The sequence below is a fragment of the Caballeronia sp. LZ028 genome (assembly GCF_031451415.1).
GTDB classification, from domain to species: Bacteria; Pseudomonadota; Gammaproteobacteria; order Burkholderiales; family Burkholderiaceae; genus Caballeronia; species Caballeronia zhejiangensis.
The window spans coordinates 2,608,037-2,622,897 of record NZ_JARUXN010000001.1 but is presented as its reverse complement, the minus strand read 5'-3'; the positions used below and the strand labels follow the sequence as shown (position 1 = coordinate 2,622,897).

Annotated in this window: 14 protein-coding genes; 7 read left to right on the top strand and 7 right to left on the bottom strand. The window is 64.6% G+C overall.

Annotation, left to right across the window (positions count from 1 at the left end; translation table 11 throughout):
• Positions 1-14 precede the first annotated feature (14 nt).
• On the top strand, positions 15-410 hold the full coding sequence (locus QCE58_RS12420) for a GtrA family protein (RefSeq protein WP_250435035.1): 396 nt from the start codon (positions 15-17) through the stop codon (positions 408-410).
• A gap of 256 nt (positions 411-666) precedes the next feature.
• Here QCE58_RS12420 and QCE58_RS12415 read toward each other — a convergent pair whose 3' ends face one another.
• The 4 genes from QCE58_RS12415 to QCE58_RS12400 form a co-directional block, all read right to left on the bottom strand.
• Positions 667-1,860 (bottom strand): acyltransferase, encoded by a 1,194-nt coding sequence (locus QCE58_RS12415; RefSeq protein ID WP_250435034.1) that lies wholly within the window; start codon positions 1,858-1,860, stop codon positions 667-669.
• Between the two features lie 81 nt (positions 1,861-1,941).
• On the bottom strand, positions 1,942-2,682 hold the full coding sequence (locus QCE58_RS12410) for an SDR family oxidoreductase (protein ID WP_250521358.1): 741 nt from the start codon (positions 2,680-2,682) through the stop codon (positions 1,942-1,944).
• Entirely contained in the window at positions 2,679-3,995 is a 1,317-nt protein-coding gene (locus QCE58_RS12405; protein ID WP_250457480.1) for an FAD-binding oxidoreductase, read from the bottom strand. The genes QCE58_RS12410 and QCE58_RS12405 overlap by 4 nt, the downstream gene beginning before the upstream one ends.
• Positions 3,996-3,998: 3 nt before the next feature.
• Positions 3,999-5,420, bottom strand: coding sequence for a UbiA family prenyltransferase (locus tag QCE58_RS12400; protein WP_250435030.1), 1,422 nt, complete (start codon positions 5,418-5,420; stop codon positions 3,999-4,001).
• Positions 5,421-5,613: 193 nt separating this feature from the next.
• On the opposite strand from QCE58_RS12400, the gene QCE58_RS12395 reads away from it, so the two are divergent.
• The 6 genes from QCE58_RS12395 (at position 5,614) to QCE58_RS12370 (ending at position 12,171) form a co-directional block, all read left to right on the top strand.
• Positions 5,614-6,012, top strand: coding sequence for a GtrA family protein (locus QCE58_RS12395; protein ID WP_008342550.1), 399 nt, complete (start codon positions 5,614-5,616; stop codon positions 6,010-6,012).
• A 117-nt stretch (positions 6,013-6,129) separates the two neighbouring features.
• Positions 6,130-6,954 carry a glycosyltransferase family 2 protein gene (locus tag QCE58_RS12390; protein ID WP_034474349.1) on the top strand — a complete coding sequence of 275 codons (825 nt, stop codon included), beginning with the start codon at positions 6,130-6,132 and terminating at the stop codon, positions 6,952-6,954.
• Positions 6,951-7,922 carry an SDR family oxidoreductase gene (locus QCE58_RS12385; RefSeq protein WP_250457481.1) on the top strand — a complete coding sequence of 324 codons (972 nt, stop codon included), beginning with the start codon at positions 6,951-6,953 and terminating at the stop codon, positions 7,920-7,922. Before QCE58_RS12390 ends, QCE58_RS12385 begins: the two co-directional genes overlap by 4 nt.
• Before the next feature lie 191 nt (positions 7,923-8,113).
• On the top strand, positions 8,114-9,139 hold the full coding sequence (locus tag QCE58_RS12380) for a glycosyltransferase family 4 protein (RefSeq protein WP_051996840.1): 1,026 nt from the start codon (positions 8,114-8,116) through the stop codon (positions 9,137-9,139).
• A 12-nt stretch (positions 9,140-9,151) separates the two neighbouring features.
• A complete protein-coding gene (locus QCE58_RS12375; RefSeq protein WP_175980403.1) occupies positions 9,152-11,047 on the top strand; it encodes a nucleoside-diphosphate sugar epimerase/dehydratase in 1,896 nt (631 codons plus the stop codon).
• A gap of 17 nt (positions 11,048-11,064) precedes the next feature.
• Positions 11,065-12,171, top strand: coding sequence for an ADP-heptose--LPS heptosyltransferase (locus QCE58_RS12370; protein ID WP_250521357.1), 1,107 nt, complete (start codon positions 11,065-11,067; stop codon positions 12,169-12,171).
• Here QCE58_RS12370 and QCE58_RS12365 read toward each other — a convergent pair.
• The 3 genes from QCE58_RS12365 to QCE58_RS12355 form a co-directional block, all read right to left on the bottom strand.
• Positions 12,107-13,027: a LysR family transcriptional regulator gene (locus QCE58_RS12365; RefSeq protein ID WP_033537194.1), complete on the bottom strand. Its 921-nt coding sequence runs from the start codon at positions 13,025-13,027 to the stop codon at positions 12,107-12,109. The two genes, QCE58_RS12370 and QCE58_RS12365, sit on opposite strands and share 65 nt — an antisense overlap.
• A 111-nt stretch (positions 13,028-13,138) precedes the next feature.
• Positions 13,139-13,726 carry a phosphatase PAP2 family protein gene (locus tag QCE58_RS12360; protein ID WP_250521356.1) on the bottom strand — a complete coding sequence of 196 codons (588 nt, stop codon included), beginning with the start codon at positions 13,724-13,726 and terminating at the stop codon, positions 13,139-13,141.
• Positions 13,727-13,756: 30 nt separating this feature from the next.
• On the bottom strand, positions 13,757-14,815 hold the full coding sequence (locus tag QCE58_RS12355) for a GlxA family transcriptional regulator (protein ID WP_034472789.1): 1,059 nt from the start codon (positions 14,813-14,815) through the stop codon (positions 13,757-13,759).
• Positions 14,816-14,861 lie beyond the last annotated feature (46 nt).

The following is a 14,861-nucleotide window of genomic DNA, read 5'->3' as shown; positions in this document are numbered from 1 at the left end:
CCCATTTCGCCACGATGAAACAATTCATTCTGTTCGCTGTCGCCGGAACCGTCGGCTTTCTCGTCGATATCGCAGTGCTCTACCTGATGCTCGCGTGCGGCCTTGGCTACTTCGCGGGCCGGGCGATCTCGTTCATTGCGGCGGTCGTGGTCACATGGCAGATCAACCGGCGTTTTACCTTCGACGCAGAGGCGCCGGGCGGACTATGGCGCGAGTGGTGGCGCTATCTGGTGGCGATGTCGGCGGGCGGCGTGGTGAACTATTGCGCGTATACGGCCGTGGTGCTGCTGCTGCCGAAGACGCACTATCTGCCCGTCATCGCGGTCGCGGCCGGTTCGATCTGCGGTCTGGGCGTCAATTTCCTCTCTTCGAAGTTCTGGGTTTTCAAGCAGGCGTCCGCGTCGGAGTGAGTGTGTCCGGCGCGCAGCATTTGCCTACCAGTTCAGCCGCGCGATGTTCCCGTCGAACGGATCGGTATGGAAGCGATTCTGCCGAGGAAAAGGCCGATGTTGCTCTGATGCTCCGGAACGTGCGAAGCCCATACGCAATCGCATTCGGCGGGGAAGTCGATGTCTGCCCGTGCTTCAAGAAGATCTTCGAATGAAGCCGCGCGCCCCCATGCACCGTCCGATCCCAGGCGCTGAAGGCGCGCCGATTCAGCGGACTTCAGTTCGCCGAAAGCGCCATGCGCCGTTGCGCGAGTCTCGTTCTGACGGCGTCGGCTATCCGAATGCCTCTTCGACGCAGTGGATCTTCGATGATCCGGTGTGTGAATTCGGTAAAGGCGGCCGTCAGCACGATGAAGATCAGAATGGGCGGCAGAATATTGGCCGCATCCAGCATGGCGAAACGATGCGACAACGCGCGCCATATCGCGCTCGCGCAAAAGAGCGCCGGATAGTGGGTGAGATACATCACGTAAGACCGCGCGCCGATGGCGACCAGGATTCGTTTGAGAAGACCCGGGAGCTTGATGTAGTTCGCGTCATACGAGGCGATCCAGACGATCGCAGCGGATACGAACGCGATCAGCCCCGTGGACACCGATCCAATCAATACCTTTGACCCGAGCGTGGCGAGCGCCGCAAACAGGATGGTCAGCACGGGTATCGCGAATAGGCGATGCCGGAGGATGCGCGGGTTCATCGTCGCGTAACCGGGCGTCCTGCTCCACAGCGCGATGAGCACACCCAGCGCGATCGCGTCAGTGCGAAACGCCCACAGCGGAGACGTGACGGGGCGCGGAATGAAGAACTGGGCGGCGACGACCACGAGCATGATCATCGCGAGCAGACGCCGGGAGCAGAAAGCAATGAGAAAAGGAAAGATCAGATAGAACTGCTCTTCGAGCGCCAGAGACCAGTAAATCGCAAGGCTGCCGCATTCGTTCTTTGGCCGGCACATCGCCACTTCGAAATTGGCGACCTGAAGAAGCGCCGTCAAACCTTCCTTGAAGTTGACGTTGAACGGCGCATAGAAACCCGTCTTGTCGAGTGGAAAGCTCAACGCCATGCCAACGACGATCCACAACCACGCCGACGGCGCGAGCCTGAAAAATCGCTTTATCCAGAAGGGAAATGCGAATTCGCCGAACGGCCCGCTATCCGGCCTGCGCGACCGGCTTTGGAGAATGGACCGCGTAATGATGAAACCGGAAATGCAGAAGAAGAGATCGACGCCGCTGCCGAAATTGAAATAGCGGTTGTTGGTCGGAAACTCGGATGCATACCAGAGCAGCGCGGGGAAATGAGCAAGAATCGTGAAGCCGATCGCGACCGCTCTGAGCACTTCGAGGTCTTCGTTCTTGGCATGCTTCGATGCAACGGCGGCGGGCAGGGCGCGATCGTTCTGGGGTCTCATCAGGGGAGGGCGCAACTTTGTAAAAAAAGATGATGCCACAACTCCCACCGTGCCATGCCTGATGTCGATGCACGCCTTCCCCTAAAACGACGCCCGCTTGAACACGAACCGCGGCACGTTCCGGATGATCAGCATGATCCCCCACCAGAACCACGGCGTATAAACCACGTCCTTCTTCCTGTCGATTCCGCGCACGATGTCCTTCGCGACCTTCTCCGGCGTGGCGACGAGCGGGCCGGGCAACGGCAGCCCCGCAGTCATCGGCGTGGCGACGAAGCCGGGTTTGATATCGACGACATGCACGCCGACCTTGAACAACCGCGCGCGCAAGCCTTCGAGAAACGCCTGCAACGCGGCCTTCGCGCTGCCATAAAGATAATTCGACGGACGCCCGCGATCTCCCGCCACCGACGAGATCACCGCGAGCGCCCCGTGCCGCTGCGCCTCGAGCCGATTGGCGATCGGCGTGATGAGCGCAATCAGCGAAAGCGCATTGGTATGAAACTCGCGCACCGCGACGGCGGGATCGCTCTGGCAGGCCGCCTGGTCCGGCAGCGTGCCCGACGCAACCAGCACGATATCGATCGAATCCATGTGCGCGGCGCAGTCAGCGAGCATCGCGGCGTGATCGTCGAGCTTGTCGATATCGAGCCGATACGTGGCAACCGAAGCCGCCCCCCGCGCCGTCAAATCGGCGGCGACCTGCTCCATGCGTTCCTGGTTGCGCGCGACGAGAAAGAAGCGCGCGCCTCTCGCGGCCCATTCTCGCGCGCAGGCGATGGCGATAGCGGACGTGGCGCCCACGATGACGATGTTCTTCATAGGCCGGTCATTCGTTTCCAGAAATGCGACAGCATGGCCGGATCGCGAAGCGATTCGAGCGCCTGCCATCGGGGATAAGCGGCGCGGAAATCGGCGCCCGACATGTGCGCGTCCTTGGCCGGGTAGATGCGTCCGCCGGCATCGCGCACGATCGCGTCGAGCGCGTCGAAGAGCTGCGAATTACGCAATTCATGCTGCGGAAAGTCGAGCGCGAGCGAGGTGCCTTCCATCGGAAACGACAGCAGCCCCGGCGACGGAATGTTCCCGCAGCGCTTGAGCACCGCGAGAAACGAACCCGTGCCGCTCGATGAAATGCGATCGAGCATCGCGCGCACCGCATCGCGCGCGCTCGCTGCCGGCACGACGCACTGATACTGCTGAAACCCCTGCGGCCCGTAGATGCGGTTCCATTCGAGCAGACTGTCGAGCGGATAGAAATAGCCGTCGTAACCGACGCGCGAAAGCTCGATCGCGCGGCGCTGCTTCCGGTAGTACAGCTCGTTGAACGCGCGCAGCGTGAGGCCGTTGATGAGCGAAACGGGCGGCGTGAACGGCACGCGGCGCGTGTTGCGCTGTTCGACATCGAGCGAGCCGTGGATCGCGTGATCGCCCGCCATGAAGATGCCGCGACCGAGCGCCGGTCCGCGGCTCGCGCAATCGACCCACGCGACGCAATACTCGTGCTTCGCGTCGTACTCTTCCGAGAGATCGAAGAACTCGTCGAGCTTGCCGAAGCGGATGCTCGTCACGTCGATGAGACTCGTGCGGATCGGCATCAGCGAGAACTCGGCCCACAGGATGAGTCCCGTCAGCCCGAGCCCGCCGATCGTCGCATTGAACATCTCCGTGTTCGATTCCGGCGAGCATTCGATGAACGTGCCGTCGCTGCGCGCGAGGCCGAACGCGCGCACATGCCGCCCGAACGTGCCGCGCACGTGATGATTCTTGCCGTGCACGTCGTTGGCGATCGCGCCGCCCAGCGTCACGTACTTCGTGCCCGGCGTGACCGGCAGCATCCAGCCGCGCGGCACCGCGAGCGCGAGAATCTGCTCGAACGTGATGCCGGGCTCGGCGCGCACGATGCCGCGCGTCCAGTCGGCGGCGATGATCCGGTCGAGCGCGAGCGTCTGAAAGACGTGATTCGAACTCGCGAGGCAGACGTCGCCGTAGCTTCGGCCATTGCCGAACGCGAGCGTCGTGCCATGTTCGCGCTGCACGTCGCGCCATCGCGCCTGCGCTTCGTCGCGCCAGTGCGCGGCGTGCGCGGTCTGCGGCAGGCGCGGGTAGCGGCCCCAGGAGAGCAGTTCGCTCATCGGTCAGATCGCGAGCCAGAACGCGAAGCCGCACAGCGCGACGACGACGAGGCTCATGCGATCGCGCGCCGCGAACACGATGGGATCGTCGTTCATGCGTCCGCGATGCGTGATGACCCATGTCCGGCTGAACCAGTAGAGCATCAGCGGACATACCATCCAGATGTATTGCGGATGCCGGTAAAGCACGGTGGTGCGTTCGTCCTGGATATAGAGCGCGAGCACGAGCACCGAGATGTAACCCGACGACGTTCCCAGCGACGACACGATGGCCAGATCGCTCGCCAGATAACCTCGCCCGCGCGCGCCTTCGCGCCCGGACTTCATCATCGCGTGAAGCTCGGTGTAGCGCTTGACGAGCGCGAGGCTCAGGAACGCGAACATCGAGAAAGCTAGCAGCCAGAACGTGAGCGGGACATGGATCGCCGCGGCGCCCGCGACGATGCGCGTGGTGTACAGCGCGGCAAGCACGACGACGTCGATCATCACCTGACGCTTGAGCGCGAGCGAGTACGCGAGCGTCAGCACGTAGTAGCCGAGCAGGACCGCATTGAATTTCCACGACAAGAACGTGAGTGCGATCGAGAACGCGGCGGCGAGCAGGACAGGGCAGAGCGCCATGCCCCAGGCGAGCGGCATCGTGCCGGCGGCGAGCGGGCGCCGGCGCTTCACCGGATGCTGCCGGTCGTCCTGCAAGTCGAGCAGATCGTTCAGCAGATACACGCTCGATGCACACAGCCCGAACGCGAAGAACGCAATCACGGCGGACTCGATGGCCGCCGGCGACTTCAGCTGATGCCCCGCGAGCAGCGGCACGAAGATCAGCACGTTTTTCAGCCACTGATGCAGCCGCAGCGACTTGGCCCAGACCTTGAGCGTCGGCGGGCGATTCTCGAAGACCTGTTCGACGTTGTCGTGCTTCGAGGCGGCGCGCACGACGCCCGCGTGCGGATTGACCACGTACGCGCGATCGGCGGCGGCCCAGACGGACATGTCATCGTGCGAATTGCCGACGTAATCGAAGCCCTTCTCGCCGTACTCGGCGACGAGCCGGTCGCGCTTGCGATGCGCGGAAAGGTTGACGCGCTCGTCGGTGGCGAACACGCGATCGAAGATGCCGAGATGCTCCGCGATGCGATGCGCGAACGATTCATGGCTCGCGGTGGCGAGCGCGATCGTGCGGCCCGCGGCGCGCATGTCCTTCAGCCAGTTCACGACCTGCGTGTTGTAGGGCAGCGTCGCGACATCGATGCTCACGTGCTCGGCGAGCCGCGACTTGAGCACGGACTTGCCGCCGCTGGAAAGCCACAGCAGCGGCTTGAAGAATTTCTGCGGTGAGGATCTCAGGAAGGCGAATCCGCTCTCGACGAGAATGTCGGAGTGAATCAACGTGCCATCGAGATCGACGACGATGGGCTTGCTCATTCAATTCACGTTGAGATGATTGCTTAAGCCCACGACCGGGCGGAACCGGGCCTGGCCGTCTTCTCAGCGACGGCTTCGGCACCGGCTTTGTCGAGTTTTCCAGGCACATCGTATATGGTGTCGATTTTTCCGCCAAGCAACGTGTGACGTAGCGCCGGAAAAACGCCGAACCACCGAACCATGTTCTGAACACATGCAACTCGCGCTGCTCTACACCTTTTTCGCCGCCATCGCGACGCTTGCCAACATCGGCGCGCAGGATCTGACTACGCGTGTCTATAGCGGCCCCTGGCATGTTTTGCTGTCGGTGTTCGTCGGCACGGGCGTTGGTCTCGTCGTGAAATATCTGCTCGACAAGAAATGGATCTTCCGCTTCAAGGCGGAGAATGCGCGTCACGACGCGACCATGTTCACGCTCTACGTCACGATGGGCCTCGTCACCACAGCGATTTTCTGGGGCGTCGAATTCGGCTTCAATCACGTCTTCGGAACGGCCGAAATGCGCTACGTCGGCGGCTGCATCGGTCTCGCGATCGGTTATGTGATCAAGTACCGCCTCGACAAGCGCTACGTGTTTCGCACGTTCGCCTGACGCGACGCCCCGCCGCCCGCGGTTGCCGAAACCTCCGACATTAAGGACAATCTTGGCGTCTTCCACCCGTCGATGCGGTCCGTTTTCCTTTCGTGGCGCGGACGCCCCATTTGTCCGATGAACGCGAACGCCCCGCCGATCACTCTCAGCATTTCCATCGTCGTCTACCGGCCCGATGCCGCGTTGCTCGCGCGCACCGTCGAAACGCTGGAATCCGCGCTCGCCCAACTGCACGATGTCGCCGGGCGCCCGTGCCTGTATCTGATCGACAACGGCAATCCGGGCGAGCTCGCCGACCTGCCGGCGCCCTCGGATGCGGAATTCGACACCGTGGTGCTCAAAGGGCACGGCAATGTCGGTTATGGACGCGGCCACAATCTCGCCATCGAGCGCGCGAACAGCCGCTTCCATCTGATTCTCAATCCCGACGTCGAACTCAATGCCGATGGCCTGCGCCGCGCGCTCGCCTTTCTGCACGGCTCGCCGGAAACCGGTCTGCTCGCGCCGTGGATCGGCGGCGACGATGGCCGTCAGCAGTTTCTTTGCCGCCGCTATCCGACCGTGCTCGACCTTTTCGTGCGCGGCTTTCTGCCGTCGGCGCTGCGCAAGCCGTTCGCGGGGCGCCTCGCGCGCTACGAAATGCGCGATGTCATCGGCGACAGCAATATCGTGTGGGATCCGCCGATCGTGAGCGGCTGCTTCATGCTCTTCAGAACCGATGTGCTCAAGTCGCTCGGCGGCTTCGATCCGCGCTATTTCCTCTATTTCGAGGACTACGACCTGAGCCTGCGCACGCGCCGCGTCGCGCGCATCGCCTATGTGCCGTCGGTGCGAATCCTGCATCACGGCGGCGGCGCGGCGAAGAAAGGCTCGGTGCACATCAAGCTGTTCGTCACGTCGGCGTACCGGTTCTTCAACCGTTTCGGCTGGAAATGGCTATGAGCGAATCCGGCCGACGCATCGCGATAACCGGCGCCAACGGCTTCGTCGGCCGCGCGGTGAGCCGTGCGCTCGCGGCGCGCGGGATCGGCGCGACAGGGCTCGTGCGGCGCGACGCGCAGTGCGAACCGGGCGTCGACGTGCGCCATATCGACGGCCTCGATTCGATCGCGCCCGAAGCCTTTGCCGGTTGCGACGCAGTGATCCATCTTGCGGCGCGCGTCCACGTAATGGCCGACGCCGCCGCCCAATCGCAGGCCGTGTTGAAGGCGTATCGGGCGGTCAACGTCGACGGCACGCTCGCCGCCGCCGAATCCGCGCGGCGAGCGGGCGTCACGCGCTTTGTCATGATGAGCAGCGTCAAGGCGCTCGGCGAAAGCGATCCGGGCCGCCCGTTCACCGAAGACGACGCGCGCAATCCGCCCGATGCCTACGGCGTGTCGAAAGCCGAAGCCGAAGTGAAACTGCTCGAATTCGGTAGCCGCACCGGGCTGGAAATCGCCATCGTGCGGCCGCCGCTCGTCTACGGCCCCGGCGTGCGCGCCAATTTCCTGGCGATGATGAACGCGATCGCGCGCGGCATCCCGTTGCCGCTCGGCGCGATCGATGCGCGCCGCAGCCTCGTCTCCGTCGACAATCTCGCGAGCGCGACGATCGAATGCGCGCTCCATCCGGCTGCGGCGGGCCGCCTGTTCCATGTCACGGACGGCGACGACCCGAGCGTCGCCGAACTCGCGCGCAAGCTCGGCCAACATCTCGGCAAACCGGCGCGGCTCGTGCCGGTGCCGGTGGGACTCTTGCGCGGCGTCGGGCGTCTGACGGGCAAGACCGCGCAGATCGATCGGCTGACCGGCAGCCTGCGCCTCGATTCGAGCCGCATCCGCGAGACGCTCGGCTGGCAAGCGCCGCAATCGCTCGACGAAGGCCTCGCCGCCACGGCCGCGTGGTTTCGCTCGACGCGCGCGCAATAAACGGTTCTCGCGATCGGAAACGTCCGTCGCGAACGTTAAAATATGCGCGGCTTCGATATCGGCGCGATTTTCGTTATCCGTCAGTTATTTACGACTCATTCCGGCGACCGTTCGCGTATCCTTGCGGGTTTGCCCGGGATAAAAGTCGCCGGGACGATCGGGGCTTCGTTTTCGACAACTCATAACAACGCATGCTGCATTCGTATTTCCAAGCTTCGCCGCCGTTGGCCGCGATGTCGGTCGCGGTATTGGCGTTCGCCGCCTGCGCGCTGATTCTGCGGACGCTCATCCGCACGGGCCTCGCGTGGCGCCTCGCCACCGATATCCCCAACGAGCGTTCGCTGCACGAACGGCCCACGCCGCGCGTCGGCGGCTGGGGCATCGTGCCGGTCGCCGTCGTCGCGCTTCTCGTCGCGGCCCCGTCGATGTGGCTCGTCGCGGCCTGCGCGGTCTTCCTCGCGGCCGTCTCGCAGATCGACGACCGACGCGGTTTGCCCGCGCGCGTGCGCTTCGCGGCGCATATCGTCGCGGTGACGCTCGTGATCGTCGCGCATCCGGCGAACGCGCCGTGGTGGGCGCTCGCATTCGTCGGCTTTCTGATGCTGTGGCTCGTCAATCTCTACAACTTCATGGACGGCTCCGACGGGCTCGCCGGCGGCATGGCGCTGTTCGGATTCGGCGGCTACGCGCTCGCGGCGCTCGCCGGACCCGCGCCGCAAGCCGATCTCGGCCTGGCGAGCGCGGCGATCGCCGGAGCGGCGGCCGGTTTCCTGACCCTCAATTTCCATCCGGCTCGGATTTTTCTCGGCGATGCCGGGTCTATTCCGTTGGGATTTCTCGCAGGCGCGCTCGGGTTCTGGGGCTGGCAACGGGGCGCATGGCCCGTCTGGTTTCCGGCGCTCGTGTTTTCGCCTTTCATCGCGGATGCCACGGTCACGTTGCTGCGACGCCTCGCGCGCGGTGAAAAATTTTGGCAGGCGCATCGAGAGCATTACTATCAGCGCATGGTGCGCCTCGGAATGGGGCACGCGCGCACCGCGCTCACGTGGTATCTGCTCATGCTGGCGGGCATGATCCTCGCGAACTGGGCGCTGTGGTTTTCCGTCACGGGGCAGTGGGCGGCGGTTGCGGGCTGGGCAGTCGTGGTTGTGGCAGCGGGCGCGGTCGTCGACGCGCAGTGGCGTCGTCATGAAACGCGCCATACCGGACAATCTTGAGGGTCCATGCTGATGAATCGAATAAAAGCTACATGGCTATCGGCGGGGGCGTTCGGCTTCGATCTCGTGGCCGTCGTCGGAGCCTGGGTCGTCGCTTACCTGCTGCGCTTCAACGGCAGCGTGCCGCATGATTTCCGCGATGGCGCGCTGCACGCGCTCTTGTGGGTCGTGCCGGTCTACGCCATCGTCTTTCGCGTCTTCGGGCTGTATCGCGGCATGTGGGTGTTCGCGAGCCTGCCGGACCTGATGCGTATCTCCAAATCGATCGTCGTGGGCGCGCTCGTCGTGATGGTGGGCGCGGTGATGTCGCAGCCGACGCCGATCATCCCGCGCTCGGTGCTCATCGTCTCGCCGCTTCTGCTGTTTCTCGCGATGGGCGGCGCGCGCGCGCTTTATCGCGCGGGCAAGGAGTTCTATCTGTACGGCGGTCTGGTCGGCCAGGGCAAGCCCGTGATCGTGCTCGGCGCGGGCACGGCGGGCGCGATGCTCGCCCGCGAGCTTGCGCGCTCCAGCGAATGGCGTCTCGTCGGCCTGCTCGACGACGATCCCGCCAAGCAGGGCCGCGAAGTGCTCGGCCACAAGGTCCTCGGCGGGTTCAGCGACCTCTCCCGATTCGCGGAGCAGTACAAGACCGACTACGTGATCATCGCGATTCCTTCGGCGTCGGTCGAGGAGCAGCGGCGCGTCGCCACGTTGTGCGTGCGCGCCGGCGTCAAGGTGATGGTGCTGCCCGCGCTCACGCCGCTCACCGAAGGCGGCAACTTCCTGTCGCGCGTGCGGCAGATCGACCTCGAAGACTTGCTCGGCCGCGAGCCGGTGAAGATCGACATGCCGCACGTCGAGCAACTGCTCCACGGGCGCGTCGTGATGGTGACGGGCGGCGGCGGCTCCATCGGCTCGGAACTGTGCCGTCAGATTCTGCGTTTCTCGCCCGCGCAGCTCATCGCCTACGACCTCTCCGAATATGCGATGTATCGCCTCATCGAGGAACTGCACGAGAAGTTTCCGGAGTGCTCGGTGATTCCGGTCGTCGGCGACGCGAAGGATTCGCTGCTGCTCGATCAGACGATGGCGCGCTTCACGCCGCACATCGTTTTCCATGCGGCGGCCTACAAGCACGTCCCGCTGATGGAAGAGCAGAACGCGTGGCAGGCCGTGCGCAACAACGTGCTCGGCACGCTGCGCGTCGCGCGCGCGGCGATTCGCCACAACGTGCGCCATTTCGTGCTGATCTCCACCGACAAGGCCGTCAACCCGACCAACGTGATGGGCGCCTCCAAGCGTCTCGCCGAGATGGCCTGTCAGGCGCTGCAGCAATCCGCGCCGCGCACGCAGTTCGAGACGGTGCGCTTCGGCAACGTGCTCGGCAGCGCGGGCAGCGTGATCCCGAAATTTCAGCAGCAGATTGCGAAGGGCGGTCCGGTCACGGTCACGCATCCGGAAATCACGCGCTTTTTCATGACGATTCCGGAAGCCGCGCAACTCGTGCTGCAGGCGTCGAGCATGGGGCGCGGCGGCGAGATCTTCATTCTCGACATGGGCCAGCCCGTGAGAATCGTCGATCTCGCGCGCGACCTCATCCGTCTCTATGGCTTCACGGAAGAGCAGATCCGCATCACGTTTACTGGGCTGCGTCCGGGCGAAAAGCTCTACGAAGAACTGCTCGCCGACGACGAAACCACCACGCGCACGCCGCATCCGAAGCTGCGCATCGCGCAGGCGCGCGGCGTGCCGGACGATTTCATCGACGAATTGCTGCCCTGGCTGATGCAGCATCGCGTGCTCTCCGACGAAGAAGTGCGCCGCGATCTGCGCCGCTGGGTGCCCGAGTATCAGACGGCGACGATGCCCGTGCTGCAAAGCGTGCCCGTCGCGAAGGCGGCGAACGAACGCGGCGCGGCCGGCTGACCGCAACGGGGTCACGCATGACGACGCTCGACGAAGTTCATGCGCTGACCCACACGGGATCGCTGTTATCGCTAAGCGGCGAGATCGTCGCGCCTTACGATCTCGAAGTCGCGCACGCCGATGCATCCGCGTTCTCCGCGCTGCCCGCCACCATCCTGAACGCGGGCCGCGAACCCTTCGACGCCGACTATGCGCGCGAGCGCCGCGTGCATCTCGTCAACGCGTTCGGCGTCACGCTCGGCGATTCGATCATCGGGCTTACGGCGCTCTCCGCCGTCAAGCGCCTTCATCCGCATCTTCGGTTCACGATCTATCGGCCGGCGCGCGCGCCGCGCTACGTGCAGCGTCTTTACGAGCTTGCCGCGCCGCGTCTCGCCGATATCGTCGGTCTGCCTGTGCCGCTCGCGAGCCTGCCTGCCGATGAACCGAAGATCGACGTCGGCAATCAGCTTTTCTGGCCGCGCTTCGCCTCGATGCCGATGATCGACTTCTTCCTTTGGGCGATGGGCATCGCGCCTTCGACCATCGCCGCCGCCGACAAGCGCAATCGCTGGCTCGCCGATGTGCCGCTCAAGCCGATCGCAAACGAGCCTTACGCGCTGTTCTGCCCGAACGCGAGCACGCCGGTGCGCAGCATTCCGGCGTCGATGCGCGCGCGTATCGTCGCGCGTCTCGCGGATGAAACCGGCCTGCCGGTGATGGGTTTCGGGCCCGTCGACGATCCGCGTTATCGCGATATCGCGCCGTTTTGCATCGACACGGACGATTTCCTCGCGTGGATCGGGCGCGCGCGCTATCTCGTCACGGCGGATACGGCGGCGCTACACGCCGGCGCGGGATTCGACGTGCCGACGACCGCGTTCTTCACGACGATCCCCGCCAACATGCGCGCGCGCGATTATGCGAACTGCGTCAAGGTGGAATTCAGCTTGCCGCATCTGGAGGGCGTGCACGCGAGCGCGCGGCCCGCCGATCTGCGCGCGCTCGAGCGCGCTTATCGCGATTACGACTGGCGCGCGATGCCGTTCGCGGATGCATCGCCGCAAACGACGCCCGCGTTCAGTTTCCCTTGCTCACCTGAAACGACGGCAGGCGCGCATACAACTCCGCAACCCAGTCGATGAACACGCGCACGCGCCTCGGCTGATGCCGGTTGGCCGCATACAGCACCGACACCACGCGCGGATACGACGGATATTCCCGTAGCACTTCCTTCAACGCGCCGCTTCTGACGAGCGGATCGAGCGTATAGCTCGAGCTTTGAATCAGCCCGAGCCCGTTGGCGCCCGCCGCGATATACGAATCGCCGTCGTTCACGGCGATCTTGTGCTTCATCGCGATGGTGCGCGTTTCGCCATCGACGACGAATTCCCAGTTGCGCACGCGTCCCGAGTTGTTCAGCACATAGCCGACGGCGAGATGCTGCTCGAGGTCATCGAGCGACGTCGGCTCGCCGTGCTTTTCGATGTATCCCGGCGACGCGCAAGTGATCTGCGTATACGCGCCGATGCGTTTCGCGACCAGCCCGACATCGCCGACCGCGCCCACGCGCACGACACAATCGACCGCTTCCTCGACGAGATCGACTTGCCGGTCCGTCAGCACCAGTTCGACGCCGATATCCGGATACGCGGCGAAGAATTCCGGCAGCGCGGGAATGATCGTGTTCTTCGCCATCACTTGCGGCAGGCTGACTTTCACATTGCCCTTGGGACTCAGCTTGGAATGCGACAGCGACGCTTCCATGTCGTCCACTTCGCCGAGCACGCGCACGCAGCGCTCGTAATAGGCTTCGCCGTCTTCGGTGATGCTGATGCTGCGCGTCGTGCGATTGATGAGGCGCGCACCGAGATGCGCTTCGAGCGCCTGAAGCGTGCGCGAGACGCTCGCGGGCGGCAGGCGCAGGGCATCGGCTGCCTTGGAGAAACTGCCCGCCTCGACGACTCGCGCGAAGACTTTCATTGCAAGGAAGCGGTCCATGCTCGATCCCGGAAACGTGATCGCGCGCCTCTATGGGCGCGCGAGAGAAAAGAGCCTGCGATCATACTGAAGTTCGTCAGCCCATGCGCTGCGAGTGAACTGACGCGAAGCTCAGAGCCCGAGTCCCTGACAGAGCCGCCACGAATAGTGCTCGATCATCCGCTGGAACGGCGCGTGATGGCCGTAGGCGATCGACGAAACCGCCAGCAGCGCGCAACCCGCGACGAGCGCGCGCGGCATCTTGCGCGGCGTTTCGAAGACGCGCATGAGGAAGAGGGCGGCGACGACCGCGCCGAGCACCCAGCCCGCGACGACTTCGGCGGGCGTGTGCGCGTCCTGCATGATGCGGCTCGCGCCGATGGCCGCCGCGAGCGCGAGTCCGCCCGCCGCGCCCAGCCGATGCCAGCTTCCGCCGAATGCGCCGAACAGCAAGCCGCCGGCGACGGTGTAGATCGACGCGGCGAGCATCGTGTGTCCGCTGATCATGCGCAACTGGATCGCGGCGATCTCGACGCCGCAGCCGGCATAGAGAATCTTCGACAGACCGACGAGCCCCATGCCGATCGCGAGCAGCACGGCCCAGCGCAACGCGAGGCGCACGTCGACCGTGCGCAGCCACAGCGCGCAGACGAGCGCGAGCGGCAGCAGAAAGGCCGCGTCGCCGAGATTCGAAAGCGTCCAGAGTACCTTTGATTCCATGCGTATTTGTTCTAGGCCGGCTCCGGACGTTTACGAACCGTCGCCCTGTTTTCGGCGGCCTGCCATCCGGTATTCGGTCGGCGAGATCGAGAGCCGCTTGCGGAAGATTTTCGCGAGGCCGTCGCCGCTGCCCGCGCCGCAGCGCCGCGCGATCTTGTCGACCGGCAGATCGGTCGCGGCCAGCAACATGCAACTCGCATCGAGCCGCGCGCGCAACAGATATTCCGACGGCGTCAGCCCGATCTGCGCCTTGAAGCGGCGCAGGAAATTGCGCTCGCTCATCGCGGCGACGCGCGCCGCATCCGTGATCGAGATCGGCCGCACGTAGTTCTCGCGGATCCAGCGCGCGGCGGCGTCGATCTTCTGGCGCACGCTGCCGGCTTCGGTATCGTCGAGCACGGTGGCGAGCTTCTGCCACGCGCCCGGAATGGAGCGCTCCGATACTTCACGCGCGAGCGCCGCGCCGTGGTCGCGCTTGATGATCGACAGCGCCGCCGCGATCGGCCCTTTGGGATCGTCGAGCGTGAGCGTTTGTTCCGCGATGAAAAGCGGATTCGACAACGCCGGCGCAAGCGCGCGGCCTTGCGGCTCGCCGGCGAAATCGAGCGTGCGGTTCTGCACGTCGAGATTGGCCGCGGCGAGAATCTGCGCGCCTTCGCCGATCGCCTTGATGAACGGAATCTTCGGCGCCACGCGCGCGAGGCGCTTGCGCAGCGCGGCATCGTTACGCGCATGACGCGCGCCCACGCCGCCCGCGATGAACAGCGCGTCGCATTCGTTCATCCAGCGCGTTTCGAGACTCTCGGTCCAGATCCGCATCGAGCAACTGCTCGCCACGCTGCCGCCATCGCTCGACAGAAACATCAGCGAATAATTCGGCGCCTGCGCGCGTGCGTTGGCGTCGGCGGGCAGATGCACCTGATTCGCGACCGAGAAGACCTCGGAGATCGAGCTGACTTCGACGAGCGAAAAGTCCTCGAAGATCAGAATGCCGATTCGCTTCGCCGCGCTGGTCATATCGGCGGACGGCACGTCGGGCGCGACCGCGCGCACGACCTGAAGCCGGCCCGTACCATTGGCGTACACCATCGACTTCTCCCTGTGCGAACCGCGGCAGGCGTCGTGTCCGGCCGGG

Coding starts and splice junctions, on each gene's coding strand:
- QCE58_RS12390 (WP_034474349.1), top strand. CDS start 6,130: ATGAACGCGAACGCCCCGCCGATCACTCTCAGCATTTCCATCGTCGTC.
- QCE58_RS12415 (WP_250435034.1), bottom strand. CDS start 1,860: ATGAGACCCCAGAACGATCGCGCCCTGCCCGCCGCCGTTGCATCGAAG.
- QCE58_RS12355 (WP_034472789.1), bottom strand. CDS start 14,815: ATGGTGTACGCCAATGGTACGGGCCGGCTTCAGGTCGTGCGCGCGGTC.
- QCE58_RS12360 (WP_250521356.1), bottom strand. CDS start 13,726: ATGGAATCAAAGGTACTCTGGACGCTTTCGAATCTCGGCGACGCGGCC.
- QCE58_RS12410 (WP_250521358.1), bottom strand. CDS start 2,682: ATGAAGAACATCGTCATCGTGGGCGCCACGTCCGCTATCGCCATCGCC.
- QCE58_RS12385 (WP_250457481.1), top strand. CDS start 6,951: ATGAGCGAATCCGGCCGACGCATCGCGATAACCGGCGCCAACGGCTTC.
- QCE58_RS12400 (WP_250435030.1), bottom strand. CDS start 5,420: ATGAGCAAGCCCATCGTCGTCGATCTCGATGGCACGTTGATTCACTCC.
- QCE58_RS12395 (WP_008342550.1), top strand. CDS start 5,614: ATGCAACTCGCGCTGCTCTACACCTTTTTCGCCGCCATCGCGACGCTT.
- QCE58_RS12405 (WP_250457480.1), bottom strand. CDS start 3,995: ATGAGCGAACTGCTCTCCTGGGGCCGCTACCCGCGCCTGCCGCAGACC.
- QCE58_RS12375 (WP_175980403.1), top strand. CDS start 9,152: ATGAATCGAATAAAAGCTACATGGCTATCGGCGGGGGCGTTCGGCTTC.
- QCE58_RS12370 (WP_250521357.1), top strand. CDS start 11,065: ATGACGACGCTCGACGAAGTTCATGCGCTGACCCACACGGGATCGCTG.
- QCE58_RS12380 (WP_051996840.1), top strand. CDS start 8,114: ATGCTGCATTCGTATTTCCAAGCTTCGCCGCCGTTGGCCGCGATGTCG.
- QCE58_RS12420 (WP_250435035.1), top strand. CDS start 15: ATGAAACAATTCATTCTGTTCGCTGTCGCCGGAACCGTCGGCTTTCTC.
- QCE58_RS12365 (WP_033537194.1), bottom strand. CDS start 13,027: ATGGACCGCTTCCTTGCAATGAAAGTCTTCGCGCGAGTCGTCGAGGCG.